Annotated in this window: 11 protein-coding genes; 4 read left to right on the top strand and 7 right to left on the bottom strand. The window is 73.6% G+C overall.

Annotated features, from left to right (window positions below; translation table 11 throughout):
* Positions 1-48 precede the first annotated feature (48 nt).
* A complete protein-coding gene (locus tag ACIGG8_RS02405) occupies positions 49-837 on the bottom strand; it encodes an alpha/beta fold hydrolase (RefSeq protein WP_396544993.1) in 789 nt (262 codons plus the stop codon).
* A gap of 197 nt (positions 838-1,034) precedes the next feature.
* On the opposite strand from ACIGG8_RS02405, the gene nth reads away from it, so the two are divergent.
* From nth to ACIGG8_RS02385, 4 genes are all read left to right on the top strand, one after another.
* Positions 1,035-1,931 carry an endonuclease III gene (gene nth, locus ACIGG8_RS02400; protein ID WP_396544992.1) on the top strand — a complete coding sequence of 299 codons (897 nt, stop codon included), beginning with the start codon at positions 1,035-1,037 and terminating at the stop codon, positions 1,929-1,931.
* Positions 1,928-2,662, top strand: coding sequence for an NUDIX hydrolase (locus ACIGG8_RS02395; RefSeq protein ID WP_396544990.1), 735 nt, complete (start codon positions 1,928-1,930; stop codon positions 2,660-2,662). The genes nth and ACIGG8_RS02395 overlap by 4 nt, the downstream gene beginning before the upstream one ends.
* Before the next feature lie 100 nt (positions 2,663-2,762).
* Positions 2,763-3,947 carry a MarP family serine protease gene (locus ACIGG8_RS02390; protein WP_350519804.1) on the top strand — a complete coding sequence of 395 codons (1,185 nt, stop codon included), beginning with the start codon at positions 2,763-2,765 and terminating at the stop codon, positions 3,945-3,947.
* 277 nt (positions 3,948-4,224) lie between these two features.
* Positions 4,225-4,929, top strand: coding sequence for a metal-dependent hydrolase (locus ACIGG8_RS02385; protein WP_350519805.1), 705 nt, complete (start codon positions 4,225-4,227; stop codon positions 4,927-4,929).
* A gap of 81 nt (positions 4,930-5,010) precedes the next feature.
* Here ACIGG8_RS02385 and ACIGG8_RS02380 read toward each other — a convergent pair whose 3' ends face one another.
* The 6 genes from ACIGG8_RS02380 to ACIGG8_RS02355 all read right to left on the bottom strand — a co-directional run bounded on the left by ACIGG8_RS02380 (position 5,011) and on the right by ACIGG8_RS02355 (position 14,000).
* Positions 5,011-5,220, bottom strand: a complete 210-nt coding sequence (locus ACIGG8_RS02380) for a hypothetical protein (protein ID WP_396544987.1) — start codon at positions 5,218-5,220, stop codon at positions 5,011-5,013.
* 155 nt (positions 5,221-5,375) lie between these two features.
* Positions 5,376-6,476 (bottom strand): alpha/beta fold hydrolase, encoded by a 1,101-nt coding sequence (locus ACIGG8_RS02375; protein ID WP_396544985.1) that lies wholly within the window; start codon positions 6,474-6,476, stop codon positions 5,376-5,378.
* A gap of 91 nt (positions 6,477-6,567) precedes the next feature.
* Positions 6,568-7,044 carry a phage holin family protein gene (locus ACIGG8_RS02370; protein ID WP_350519808.1) on the bottom strand — a complete coding sequence of 159 codons (477 nt, stop codon included), beginning with the start codon at positions 7,042-7,044 and terminating at the stop codon, positions 6,568-6,570.
* 320 nt (positions 7,045-7,364) lie between these two features.
* Positions 7,365-8,876: a Na+/H+ antiporter NhaA gene (gene nhaA / locus ACIGG8_RS02365; protein ID WP_396544983.1), complete on the bottom strand. Its 1,512-nt coding sequence runs from the start codon at positions 8,874-8,876 to the stop codon at positions 7,365-7,367.
* A gap of 505 nt (positions 8,877-9,381) precedes the next feature.
* Positions 9,382-11,340: an acetate--CoA ligase gene (gene acs, locus ACIGG8_RS02360; RefSeq protein WP_396544981.1), complete on the bottom strand. Its 1,959-nt coding sequence runs from the start codon at positions 11,338-11,340 to the stop codon at positions 9,382-9,384.
* 242 nt (positions 11,341-11,582) lie between these two features.
* Complete coding sequence (locus ACIGG8_RS02355; protein ID WP_396544979.1) at positions 11,583-14,000, bottom strand: SulP family inorganic anion transporter; 2,418 nt, start codon at positions 13,998-14,000, stop codon at positions 11,583-11,585.
* Positions 14,001-14,068 lie beyond the last annotated feature (68 nt).

Below are 14,068 nucleotides of genomic sequence, written 5' to 3'. Positions count from 1 at the left end.
CGGTTCGTCGGAAGACTAGTGACCGCGGGGCGGGGCGCAGGCCGGTGGTCAGGCGAAGAACTCCACCAGTTCCGGCACCAGAGCCCCGGCCGCCACCTCGTGGGTCTGGTCGGCCAGCGTCCGGTACTCGGCGTCCGGCACGGCCGCGGCCACCGCGGCGGACGGTGCCCGCAGCAGCTCCGGGCTGGCACCGCCGTCCAGCACCAGGGTCGGCACCTCGATCCGGGCCAGCACGTCGACCGGGACGGTCCCCCCGGTCCGCGCGCCGAGCGCCGCCGCGTCGTACGCCAGCGTCGGCGCGACCGCCTCGAACAGCGGCCACACCGGGGCGGCGCGCATCCCGTCCACCGCTTCGGCGGGCATCCCCACGAAGGTCATGAAGGCCGCCACGGCGTCCCCGCGGCGCCCCTCGGCGAGCGCCGCCTCCAGTTCGCCGGCGTACCCGACGAAGCGCTCGCTCTGCCCCTCCGCGGTGCTGAACGGTGGCTCGTAGACGGCGAGTCGGCGCACGCCGACCCCTGCGGCGGCCGCCCGCAGCGCGAGCGCGGCGCCCGAGGAGATGCCGTACACGGCGGCCGAGCCGCCGGCCGCCGCGATCACCGCGGCCAGGTCCTCGATCTCGCGCTCCACCGCGAACGGCGCGGTGTCCCCGCTGCCGCCCCGGCCGCGCCGGTCGTACGCCCACACGGTGTGGTGGGCCGAGAGCTGCTCGGCGAGGGCGACGCCCGGGTCGAAGGCCCGGTGGCCGATCGCCCCGTCCACCAGCACGACGGCCGGGCCGGAGCCGGTGACGGTGCAGGCGATGGTGGTGCCGTCGGTGGAGACCACGGTGCTCATGGGAGTTCCTTCTGTCGTCGTGCGAGCCGGTCACAGGGGTAGACCGGCGCCCGCCGCGAAACTCATCGCTCCCGCCGAGGAATCCTGAGGAATCCCGAGGAATCCCGAGGAATCCCGCCGAGGAACTCGCCCCGGCCGGGCCCGCTTCCGCGCATGATCGCCCCCGGGCCACCCGCCGGTCGGCGTAGCCTTCGTGCATGGCAGAGAGCAAGGTCCGGAAAGCGGCGGCGCCGAAGGCCGAGCCCGCGGTGAAGCGGGCGGCGAAGCGGCCCGCCGTGAAGCCGAGGAAGCCCGAGTCGCACCTGGCGATGGTGCGGCGGGCCCGGAGGATCAACCGTGAACTGGCGGAGCTGTACCCGTACGCGCATCCGGAGCTGGACTTCGACAACCCCTTCCAACTGCTGGTGGCCACCGTGCTGTCGGCGCAGACCACCGACCTCCGGGTGAACCAGACCACCCCCGCGCTGTTCGCGAAGTACCCGACGCCGGAGGACATGGCGGCGGCGGACCCGCAGGAGCTGGAGGAGATCATCCGTCCGACCGGCTTCTTCCGGAACAAGGCGAAGTCGCTGCTCGGCCTCTCGATCGCGCTGCGTGACGAGTTCGGCGGAGAGGTCCCCGGCCGCCTGGCCGATCTGGTGACCCTGCCGGGCGTCGGCCGCAAGACCGCCAACGTCGTGCTGGGCAACGCCTTCGGGGTCCCCGGGATCACCGTCGACACCCACTTCGGCCGCCTGGCCCGGCGGTTCGGCTGGACGACCGAGGAGGACCCGGTGAAGGTCGAGGCGGCCGTCGCGGAGATCTTCCCGAAGTCGGAGTGGACGATGCTCTCGCACCGCGTGGTCTTCCACGGCCGCCGGATCTGCCACTCCCAGAAGCCGGCCTGCGGCGCCTGCCCGATCGCGCCGCTCTGCCCCGCGTACGGCGAGGGCGTGACCGACCCGGAGAAGGCGCGCAAGCTGCTCAAGTACGAGATGGGCGGCCAGCCGGGGCAACGGCTGAGGCCCCCGGCGGACTACCCCGGCGAGGCGGCCGCCCGGGCGGACGCCGCCGCCCACCACGGGCAGGTCGCGGACCTGGCGGTGGCGGAATGATCACGCGCGGGATCGAGCGGGACGACCTGCCGACCTGGCTGGAGCCGGTCCGGGAGGCTGCCGAGCGGGTGCTGCCCGAGCAGCTGAGCCGCTTCCTGCCGCCGGCCGACGGCGGCCGGGCGGCGGCCGTGCTGATGCTGTTCGGCGAGGGCCCGGACGGGCCGGACCTGCTGCTGATCGAGCGGGCCCGCTCACTGCGCTCGCACGCCGGCCAGCCGTCCTTCCCGGGCGGCGCGCTGGACCCGGAGGACGGCGACCCGGACGGTCCGGGCCCGATCGCCGCGGCGCTGCGCGAGGCGTGGGAGGAGACCGGACTGGACCCGGCCGGGGTGCAGGTGTTCGCGGCGCTGCCACGGCTGTACATCCCGGTGAGCCGCTTCGTCGTGACCCCGGTGCTCGGCTGGTGGCGCGAGGAGTCGCCGGTGCACCCGGTGGACCAGGGCGAGACCGGCGCGGTGTTCCGGGTGTCGATCGCCGACCTGGCCGATCCGGCGAACCGGGTGCGGCTGCGCCACCCGTCGGGGCACATCGGTCCGGCCTTCGCGGTCGCCGGGCGGCTGGTCTGGGGCTTCACCGCCGGGGTGATCGACCGGGTGCTGCACCACAGCGGACTGGAGCTGCCCTGGGCCCCGTCCCGGATCGTCGACCTCTCGGACGACGCGCTGGCCCTGGTCCAGGGCGACCTCGAACACTCCCGCGTCCTGCCGGGCGGCGACGCCGGAGCCCCGTGAGCCGGCGGCGCCCCGTGAGCCGGCAGCGCCCCGTGAGCCGGCAGCGTCCCGTGACAGGCCGTCGGTACACCCGGCCGCCGGGCCGTGGGAGGGTGTCGTGGTGAACGTCCTGGATGTCCTGCTGATCATCGCCGCCGTGGGGTTCGCCGTGTCGGGCTACCGGCAGGGCTTCGTGGTCGGCGTGCTGTCGCTGGTCGGCTTCCTCGGCGGCGGCCTGCTGGCCGTCGAGCTGCTGCCGCTGCTGCTGGACCACCTGAGCCCCGGCACCACGGCCTCGGTGGTGGCGGTCGTGGTGGTGATCGTCTTCGCGGCGATCGGCCAGGCGATCACCGCGCACTTCGGCTGGAAGCTGCGCGGCCACATCGACCGCCGTCCGGCCCGGGTGCTGGACGCGGCCGGCGGGGCGGTGGTGAACGTGCTCTCGATGCTGCTGGTGGCCTGGCTGATCGGCTCGGCACTGGCCGGTGCCTCGCTGCCGACGGTCTCCAAGCAGGTCCGCTCCTCGGCGATCCTCGGCGGCGTGCAGAACGCGCTGCCGTCCGACGCACCGAACTGGTTCTCGGACTTCTCCAAGGTGCTCGCCCGCAACGGCTTCCCGCAGGTCTTCAACCCCTTCGAGCACGAGCCGATCACCCAGGTCGACACCCCGGACCCGGCGCTGGCCGCCAGCCCGGCGGTGGCGCGGGCCAAGCAGAGCCTGGTCAAGGTGGTCGGCACCGCGCCCTCCTGCGGCAAGACCCTGGAGGGCAGCGGCTTCGTCTTCGCCCCGCACCGGGTGATGACCAACGCCCACGTGGTCGGCGGGGTCAACGAGCCGACCGTGCAGATCGGCGGCGTCGGCCAGCTGTACGACGCGACGGTGGTCCGCTACGACTGGCAGCGCGACATCGCGATCCTGGACGTGCCCAAGCTGAACGCGCCCGCGCTCACCTTCGCGGGCGAGGCGAAGACCAACGACAGCGCGATCGTGGCCGGCTTCCCGGAGAACGGCGCCTTCAACGTCCAGCCCGCCCGCATCCGCGGCCGGATCCAGGCCAACGGCCCGGACATCTACCACCGCGGCCAGGTCGTGCGCGACGTCTACTCGGTGCGCTCGACCGTCCGCCAGGGCAACAGCGGCGGCCCGCTGCTCACCCCGGACGGCCAGGTGTACGGCGTGGTGTTCGCCAAGTCCCTGGACAGCGCCGACACCGGGTACGTGCTGACCGCGGCCGAGGTCCGCGAGGACGCCCAGCAGGGCGGCGCCGCGACCGCCCGGGTGGACACCCAGGGCTGCGCGCTCTGACGGGGGCGCCCCGGGGCCGGGATCGGCCCCCGGGGCGGGGCGACGGGGCGTGTGCAGGCCGGATGGCCCCCGGGTCGGGCCGGCACGACGGGGCGTGTGCAGGCCGGACGGGCCCCGGGTCGGGCCGGCACGACGGGGCGCGACGGGACGCGCCGGGCCGGGCCGTGCGATATCCGTCGCACCGTCAGCCCGCCCTGGTAGCGTCGGCCGCGCTCACCCGTTCGGCTCAACCGGGCGCGTCCCGGAGTGGGCCTTACGGGGAGGTCCTGGCAGTCCGATGATGGGTCACTCGCACGCGGTGAGCGGGGCGATGCTGTACGCGGCCTCGGCCCCCTTCCTGCCCCCGCTGCTGCTGCACACGACGCTGAAGCCGGCGGACATACTGATGGGCACAGTGCTGTGCGCGGGCGCCGCCCTGCTGCCGGACCTCGACCACCACGACGGCTCGATCGCCAACTTCCTCGGCCCGGTCTCCAAGGCGCTCTGCCGCGTCGTGGCCTGGGCCTCCGGCGGCCACCGGCACGCCACCCACTCGCTGCTGTTCGTCGCCCTGATGGGCGCCGGCACCTGGGCGGGCGTCACCTACCTGGGCCGCAACTTCACGCTCGCGCTGACCTTCTTCCTGCTGGCGCTCGCGATCAGGGCGCTGCGGCTCTGCCCGCCGAGCAACGGCCCGGAGGCGTGGATCACCGTCATCGGGCTGTCCGCGCTGGGCACCTTCGGGATGAACACCTGGATGCCCAACTCGCCCGGCTGGTTGCCGTACGCGGTGGCGCTGGGCACGCTGGCGCACCTGCTGGGCGACTGCCTGACCAAGAAGGGCGCGCCGCTGCTCTGGCCGCACAAGGAGCGCTACGAGGTCGTGCTGATCAAGCGCAGCGGCAACAACGTGGAGACCAAGGTGCTGGTGCCGATCATGTCGGTGGCGACCTTCGTCCTGCTCTGGTTCACGGCGCTGTCGCCGATCACGATCACGAACTGAGCGGCGCGGGCCGGGCGGCCGTCGACGGCCGCCCGCCACCTCCGGACAGACGCCACCTCCGGACAGACGCGGCGCGGGGCCTCAGGTCTCGCGCCGCAGCCGTGCGCCCACCCAGCGGGCGCGCCGGCCGAGGATGCGCGGGATGCCGAGCTCCCGCCGTTCCGCGCGCGGATGGCCGTCGAGGCCGTCGAAGCCGAGGTCGTCCGCCCGGTCGGGGCGGTGGGCGGAACGCTGGGGGCTGTTCTGGCGTCGGCCGCGCGGGGCGGCGCCGCGATCGGGCATCCAACTCATACCGGAATGGATGCCCCTGGGCCGGTGGGGGAAACCGTCCAGGCTGTGCCGAAATTGGCCTATGCGATTGTCATATGAACTCAGCGTCAGGGCAGTTGGACCCTGGGGCCCCTCCGCGACGTCGCACGGTCGGCCGCCCCGGGTGCCCCCGTCCGTCACTCCTTGTGGCGCCCGACCCAGTCCAGCAGCTCGGCGGTGAACTCCTCCGGCGCCTCCTCGTGCGGGAAGTGCCCGACCCCCGGCAGCAGCCGCCAGCGGTACGGCGCGGCCACGTACTCGCCGCCGCCGAGCGCGGTGTGCGACAGCAGCACCGGGTCCGCCGCGCCCTGCACGTGCAGGGTCGGCGCGGTGATCGGCTTCTTCATCCGCCGGGCGAACTGGATGCCGTCCGGCCGGGCCATCGACCGCATCAGCCAGCGGTACGGCTCGATCGAGCAGTGCGCGGTGCTGGGGATCTGGATCGCCTGCCGGTACGCGTGCACCGAGGCCTCGTCCAGGCCGTTCGGGCCGGTCCAGGAAGTCAGGTAGCGGCCGACCAGCGCGGCGTCGTCGGCCACCAGCCGGCGTTCCGGTATCCACGGCCGCTGGAAGCCCAGGACGTGCTCGAAGGCCGCGAACTGGCGGCGGTCGGTCAGCAGGGCCCGGCGCAGGTCCCTCGGGTGTGCGGCGGAGACCGCGGTCAGGCTCTGGATGACGGACGGGCGCATCACCGCCGCCACCCAGGCCAGGGTGCCGCCGGAGGCGTGCCCGACGAGGTGTGCCCGGCGCTCGCCGAGCGAGCGGATCACGCCGGTGATGTCCAGGGCGAGGTTGCCCGGGTCGTACCCGCGCGGGGTGCGGTCGCTGCCGCCGATGCCCCGCAGGTCGAGCGCCACCGCCCGGTAGCCGGCCTCCGCGAGCGCGGTCAGCTGGTGGCGCCACGCCCACCAGTACTCGGGCCAGCCGTGCACCAGCAGCACCAGCGGGCCCGAGCCCAGCTCGGCGATGTGGAAGCGGGCGCCGTTGGCCGCGAGGTCGCGGTGCGTCCACGGGCCGGCCTGCCGGATGCTCCACGCCTCGGCCCCGGCCCCGAAAGCGCCCCCGCCCGCGGCTGCCGGCTCGGCCCCGGTGCCCGCCTCGACGGCCGCTCCGGCGGTCTCCGGTCCGGCGGTCGGGCCGGGGCCCTCGGGGACGGGGCCGGGCCCGGAGTCTGGCCCGGAGTCGGGTCCGGAACCGGCGGACGGCTGCGCGGGTACGGGCTTCTGGTCAAGCGGCATACCGAGAGCGTGTCACATCCGCGCACCGGACACGTGCCCGGCACTCACTGTCGGGGGGTTCGCCCAGGGGGTGTCCGTTGACGCGGGTGCTTTACGGGATGCGGCCCAGGGCCCGGTCGATCTCCTCCTTGGTGGCCGGGCGCGGCCGGGCGTTCTTCAGCACGTCGGCGGTCTTCTGGGCGCCCTCGATGGTGCGGTGCGGCGGCTCGATCTTCCTGAACGAGCGGTACGCCAGCACCCCGAGCAGCGCCGCGAGCAGCAGGTAGGCGCCCGCCACGATGAGGAAGGACCAGCCCAGCGACAGACCCAGCGCGTGGATGCCGAAGGCCGCCGCGGCGCTCAGCATCGGGATCGAGAACAGCGCCACCACACCGGCGACCATCAGCGAGACGCCGCCGGAGACACCGCGCTTGACGTCCGCGCGGATCTCGGCCTTGGCGAGTGCGATCTCGTCGTGGACCAGCGCGGACAGGTCGGCGGTGGCCGCCGCGAACAGCTGCCCCACCGAACGCTCGCCCTCGTAGGGCGCCCGGCCGTTGCTGGACGGGTCTGCGGCTCCTGCGGGCATCAGCGGTTCTCCTCTGCGGCTGTGCGGCGTGACGCCACCGCGGGTCTGCGGTTCCGGGGGCCGGTGGGGGGTCCCGGGGCGTCAGTGGATTGTCGACAGCTCAGAATCATGCCTCTACCGGTCAGTCGGACACCACTCCGGGGCCCCGCCGGAGGGACGTGTCCGGCCGCCTGCGGCCTCCGGGGGGCTCCTGGAGGGGGCTGCCGGAGGGATTCCGGGAACGTTCCGGGGCGGGGCTCCCGTGAGAGTTCCGGCGGGAGTTCCGGCGGGAGCGCCGGGGTGGGCTCCGGGGTCCGTTGTGTGGGGTCCCGGAGGGACCGTCAGTGCTCCGCCGAGGAGTCCCCGGAGGTCCGGGAGTCCGGGGAGTCCTCGGAATCCTGGGAGGCCCCGGGAACGCCGGAGGCCCCGGTAGCGCCGGAGGCCTCGCCGGGCAGCGGGTGGGCCCGCTCCGAGCCCCGGGCCTGCTCCGAGCCCCGGGCCTGCTCCGAGACCCGAGCCCGCTCCGAGACCCGAGCCCGCCAGGCCGGGTCGTCCTCCTGGTAGACGTCCGGGACGCCGTCCTCGTCCACGTCCCGCTCCTCCTCCTCGCACAGCGCGCGGTAGTGCTGGTTGCGCAGCTTCAGCAGCACCGTGGCGACCGTCGCGCAGAGCAGTGAGCCGACCAGCACGGCGGTCTTGGCCCGGCCGGCGAGCGTCGGGTCGTTCGGGAAGGCCAGTTCGCTGATGAGCAGCGAGACGGTGAAGCCGATGCCCGCGACCACCGAGACGGCCATCATGTCGGCCCACTTGAGCTGCGGGTTCAGCTCGGCCCGGGTGAACCGGGCGGTCAGCCAGGTGCCGCCGAATATGCCCACCGACTTGCCGACCAGCAGACCGATCACGATGCCGATCGGGACGGCCTGGGTGAACACCTCGCGCAGCGCCGTGCCGGAGATCGTCACCCCGGCCGAGAACAGCGCGAACAGCGGGACGGCCAGGCCGGCCGAGAGCGGGCGGACCAGGTGCTCGATGTGCTCACCTGGGGAGTGCTGCTCGTCGCCCTCCCGGTGGCAGCGCAGCATCAGGCCCATCGCGACGCCCGCGACCGTGGCGTGGATGCCGCTCTCGTGCATCAGGGCCCAGGTCACCAGCGCCAGTGGCACGAACAGGTACCAGCCGTGCACCCCGCGCCGGTGCAGGAACCAGAACAGCACCAGCCCGGCGAGGGCCAGTCCGAGCGCCCAGAACTTGATGCCGGAGCTGTAGAAGATCGCGATGATCAGGATGGCGATCAGGTCGTCCACGACGGCCAGGGTGAGCAGGAAGGCGCGCAGCGCCGAGGGCAGGTGGCTGCCGACCACGGCCAGCACGCCGAGGGCGAAGGCGATGTCGGTGGCGGTCGGGATCGCCCAGCCGCCGGGGTGTCCGCCGCTGCCGGAGTTCACCAGGGCGTAGAGGATCGCGGGCAGTGCCACCCCGCAGACGGCGGCGATGACGGGCAGCACCGCGGCGCTCGGTGTGCGCAGCTCGCCCGCGACGAACTCGCGCTTGAGCTCGATCCCGGCGACGAAGAAGAAGACCGTCAGGAGCCCGTCCTTGGCCCAGGTGGCCAGCGTGAGGTCGAGGTGCAGCGGGGTGGACGGGCCGATGGTGTAGTCGATCATGCTCTGGTACGCCTGCGGCCAGACGTTGGCCCAGATCAGCGCGATGACGGCGGCGCCGAGCAGCAGCACACCGCCGACCGTCTCGGTGCGCAGGGCGTCGGCGATGAAGGTGCGCTCGGGCAGTGGCAGCCGGCCGAGGAACTGCCGGCGGCGGGTCGTCGGCTCTTGGACGGGCGGCTGGTCGGTCACGCGGGACCTCCTGGGGCGGGGAGCGGCAACGGATGCACGGGTGGTGCAGTTGCCGACCAGACTTCCCGGCTCGCCCTGTGACGCCCGGATCCCCGGCGAGGGGATCTTGATGCGTCGTTAACAGTCTAGCGGGGTGTTCGGGTGACATCCGGATTGTCTTGATAAAGGACTTAAGCCCTGTGGGCCGGTCCTGCACTCCGGAGGACGAGCGGCCCGGTGCCTGTAGGCCCCGGTCGCCTGCACCCGGGTGAACGCGGAGGAGCCCCGCCCCACGCCCGGAGGTGTGACCGTTGCCGGTTCCCCGGCCGCCCTCCGGCCGACGACTGGCCGCCCCCCGGCCGCCCCCCGGCCGACGACTGGGCTGCCGACGGCGGGCGCCGCGCCTCCCCGAAGGCCCGCCGCACACAGTGCCCCTGCCGGCGAATGCCCTGCCAGAGCTGCCCTGCCGACGACTGTGCCCCGGGCGGTGACCACCGCCCGGGGCACAGTCGCCGTCTCAGTCGGATCAGCCGTTGCCGTTCTCCGAGGGCGGCAGCTGGGCCTGGATCTGGCTCATGACCGAGCTGTCGGCCAGCGTGGTGGTGTCGCCGACCTCGCGGCCTTCGGCGATGTCGCGCAGCAGGCGGCGCATGATCTTGCCGGAGCGGGTCTTCGGGAGCTCGCCGACGACCTTGATCTGCTTGGGCTTGGCGATGGGGCCCAGGGTGCGGCCGACGTGGGCGCGCAGTTCGTCGACGAGTTCGGGGCTCTCGGTGGTGCCGCCGCGCAGGATGACGAAGGCGACGATGGCCTGGCCGGTGGTGGCGTCGGTGGCGCCGACGACCGCGGACTCGGCCACGGAGGGGTGGCCGACCAGGGCGGACTCGACCTCGGTGGTGGAGATGTTGTGGCCGGAGACGAGCATGACGTCGTCGACCCGGCCGAGCAGCCAGATGTCGCCGTCCTCGTCCTTCTTGGCGCCGTCGCCGGCGAAGTAGCGGCCCTCGAAGCGGGACCAGTAGGTGTCGATGTAGCGCTGGTCGTCGCCCCAGATGGTGCGGAGCATGGAGGGCCAGGGCTCGGTGAGGACGAGGTAGCCGCCGGAGCCGTTGGGGACCTCGACGGCGTTGTCGTCGACGACGGTGGCCGCGATGCCCGGCAGGGCGCGCTGCGCGGAGCCGGGCTTGGTCTCGGTGACGCCGGGCAGCGGGCTGATCATCATGGCGCCGGTCTCGGTCTGCCACCAGGTGTCCACGATCGGCGTCTTGCCGGCGCCGATGTGCTCGCGGTACCAGATCCACGCCTCGGGGTTGATCGGCTCGCCGACGCTGCCCAGCACCCGCAGGCTGGACAGGTCGAACTTCGCGGGGATGTCGTCGCCCCACTTCATGAAGGTGCGGATCGCGGTCGGCGCGGTGTAGAGGATGGTCACGCCGTACTTCTGGACGATCTCCCAGAACCGGCCCTGGTGCGGGGTGTCGGGGGTGCCCTCGTAGATGACCTGGGTGGCGCCGTTGGACAGCGGTCCGTAGACGATGTACGAGTGGCCGGTGACCCAGCCGATGTCGGCCGTGCACCAGTAGACGTCGGTCTCCGGCTTGAGGTCGAAGACCGCGTGGTGGGTGTAGGAGGCCTGGGTGAGGTAGCCGCCGGAGGTGTGCAGGATGCCCTTGGGCTTCCCGGTGGTGCCGGAGGTGTAGAGGATGAACAGCGGGTGCTCGGCCTCGTGGGCCTCGGGGGTGTGCTCGGTGGACTGGCGGGCGGTGATCTCGTGCCACCACACGTCGCGGCCCTCGGTCCAGGCGATGTCCTGGCCGGTGCGGCGGACGACCAGGACGTGCTCGACGCCGTCGGCCTTGGTGAGGGCCTCGTCGATGGCGGGCTTGAGCGCGGAGGGCTTGCCGCGGCGGTAGCCGCCGTCGGCGGTGATGACGAGCTTGGCCTGGGCGTCCTGGATGCGGGAGGCGACGGCGTCGGCGGAGAAGCCGCCGAAGACCACCGAGTGGGTGGCGCCGATCCGGGCGCACGCCAGCATCGCGACGACGGCCTCGGCGATCATCGGGAGGTAGACGGCGACGCGGTCGCCCTTGCGGACGCCGAGCTCCAGCAGGGCGTTGGCGGCCTGGGAGACCTCGTCCTTGAGCTGGGCGTAGGTGATGGAGCGGCCGTCGCCGGGCTCGCCCTCGAAGTGGATGGCGACCCGGTCGCCCAGGCCGTTCTCGACGTGGCGGTCGACGCAGTTGTAGGCCACGTTGAGGCTGCCGTCGGCGAACCACTTCGCGAACGGCGGGTTCGACCAGTCCAGCGTCTCGGTCGGCTCGACGGCCCAGCTGAGGCGGCGGGCCTGCTCGGCCCAGAACGCCAGGCGGTCCTCGGAGGCCTGCGCGTACGCGGCCGCGGTGACGTTGGCCGCTGCGGCGAGCTCTGCCGGAGGAGCGAAGCGCCGCTCCTCCTTGAGCAGGTTGGCCAGGCTCTCGTTGCTCAACACGCACTCCTCATCGAGTCATGATCGGGGACGATCCCGTGCGTGGGGATTGTCCCGTGTGTCCCAGCGCACAGCTCACCAGGCGAATGGGGCACTTGACAAGAGGCTCCCTGGAATTGGTGTAGACCTTTGGCTGCTGGGCGGGCTGAGACCCGCACGGTTCGCCGCCCGGGAGCGGAAGACCGTCCGGGGGCTGGTGGGCCCGTGCCCCGGCCCGCCCGGCGGGGACACGGGCCCGGCTCTCAGGCGGCCAGTCGGGGGCCCTTCCCGCCGCCGCCGGACGGAACCAGACCGCCCTCATTCACCCGTTCGGCGGAGCCCTCGCCGGTCCCCGATCCGGGACCGGGGCCACACCCGGAACCGGCACCCGTTCCGGACCCGGTGCGGGCCTCCACCGGGCTGAACGTCCCGGCGGCGCGGTCCAGGACGTAGGCCTGGGCGGTCGCGAAGTCGAAGTACATCCCGACCAGTCGCAGGGTGCCCTCCTGGACCCGCCGTTCCACTGCCGGGTTCGCCATCAGCTGGTCCAACTGCTGCACCACGTTGGTGATGCAGAGCTGCTCCACCGGGTCCACCACGGGCCGGGTGGCGAACTCCGCGGGCACCCGTCGGAGCCGGTCCAGCGAGCCGCGGCCGTTGCGCAGCCAGCGGGCCAACGGGGTGGGCGGACCGGGGCGCTCGTGCACGCCGTCCAGCAGGGCCTGCATCGCGCCGCAGCCGGAGTGCCCGCAGACCGTGATGGAGCGCACCTCCAGTACCTCGACCGCGTACTGCACCGCGGCGGCCACCGAGTCGTCGGCCGCGCCGGGCTCGAACGGGGCCGGCACCAGGTTGCCCACGTTGCGGACGGTGAAGAGGTCGCCCGGGCCGCTGTTGGTGATCATGCTGGTGACCATCCGCGAGTCCGCGCAGGTCAGGAACAGCTGGGAGGGCGTCTGCCCCTCCCGTGCCAGCCGGGCGAGTTCGGGCCTGATCAGCGGGGCGGTGTGCAGCTGGAACACCCGGACCCCGTCCAGCAGCCGACCGTGCGGGTCCTCCTGCTGGTCGATGCAGTGGTGGCCGACCCAGGGCGTCCAGGCCCGGCAGCGGTGCGGCCCTGGTGAACTCCCCGCGCGCACCGTGCCGTCGGGATCGAGCACCTCGTCGTCCTGGCGCCTCGTCACCATCGAGACCCGGCCGCCCGCGTCCTGGTGTCCGGCGCGCCAGGTGTGCAGCGTCTCGTACGCGGCGTGGTCAAGGAAGGAGCCGTCGTGGATCACCGTGACCCCGGCTCCGGCCGGGATGCCGGCCAGTGCCCGGCTGAGCCGGGGCACGGCGGTGAAGGTGAGCGGGCCGTGCGTCTGGACGGTGACCGAGCCGTCCGGCCCGGTCTCGACGTCCACGTGGGCGCGGGTCAGCCGGTAGAGCGCGAGCAGGACGGCGGTGCCGGCCCCGATCGCGACGCCCCACAGCACCCCGGCCGCCACCACGGCGACCACGGTGGTGAGGTAGACGGGGAACTCCCGGTGCCGGTGCACGTTGCGGATGTGCGCGAAGCTCACCATCTGCAGCCCGACCACCAGGACCAGCGCGGCGAGCGCGGCCAGCGGGATCCGGCGCAGCCCGCCGGTCAGCGCGAGCGCGGCGGCCAGCACCCAGACGCCGTGCAGCACGGAGGCCCACCTGGACTGCGCGCCGGCCTGCACGTTGGCGGTGCTGCGCACCGCGCCGCCGGCGATCGGCAGCCCGCCGACCAGGCCGCTCAGCAGGTTGGCGAGGCCCTGGCCGCGCAGCTCGCGGTCGAGGTCGCCGGTGCGGCGGGACATCCGGTCGATCGCGACGGCGGACAGCAGCGATTCCACACTGGCCACGGCGGTGACGGTGAGGACGGCGGCGATCAGGCCGGGCACCGGACCGTGCGGCAGGGCGGGCACGAGGGAGTGCGGCTGCCACGCGGGCAGCTCGATGTGGGCGAGCCGCAGGTCCAGGGCGAGCGCCAGGGACGTGGCCAGGGCGACGGCGGCGAGCGGGCCCGGCAGCCTGGCCGCCCGGGCGCCCAACCGGCCCGCGCGGCCGGGGAGTCGGCCGAGCCGGGGCCAGCCGAGCAGGACGGTCACCGTCACCGCGCCGACCAGCAGCGCGGGCGGGTGGGGGCCGGCCAACTGCCCGGGCAGGGCGAGGAGGTTGGCGATCGCGGAGCTCTGCGGCGAGCCGCCGAGCACGACGTGCAGTTGCGCGATGGCGATGGTGAGGCCGACCCCGGCCAGCATGCCGTGCACGATCGCGGGCGACACGGCGAGCGCCGTTCGGGCCACCCGGCGTGCGCCGAGCAGGAGTTGGAGCAGGCCGGCGGCGAGGGTGACGGCGCAGGTGGCCCGCCAGCCGTACTGGGTGATCAGCCCGGCGGTGATCACGGTCAGCGCCGCCGAGGGGCCGCTGACCATGAGTGCGGTGCCGCCGAACAGCCCGACCACGATGCCGCCCACGGCGGCGGCGGCCAGCCCGGCGGTGAGCGGGGCGCCGGTGGCCAGCGCGATGCCGAGGGAGAACGGCACGGCGATCAGGAAGACCACGAGCGAGGCGGAGAGGTCCTGGGCCCAGCGGATTCGGGCGCCGGGGCCCGGTGGTGCGTGGTCGGTGGTGTCGGAGGCGATGGGGGCGCTGGAGATGTCGAGGGTCATTGTCTTCCCGTCTGTCCGGGGGAACGAACGCAGTCAGGTCCGGCGGTGAGTCCGGGGTGGGGCTCCGG

The sequence above is a fragment of the Kitasatospora sp. NPDC085464 genome, from assembly GCF_044541955.1.
In the GTDB taxonomy this organism is placed as follows: domain Bacteria; phylum Actinomycetota; class Actinomycetes; order Streptomycetales; family Streptomycetaceae; genus Kitasatospora.
Note: the sequence above shows the minus strand (reverse complement) of the source record. Positions and strands in the feature narration are given on the sequence as shown.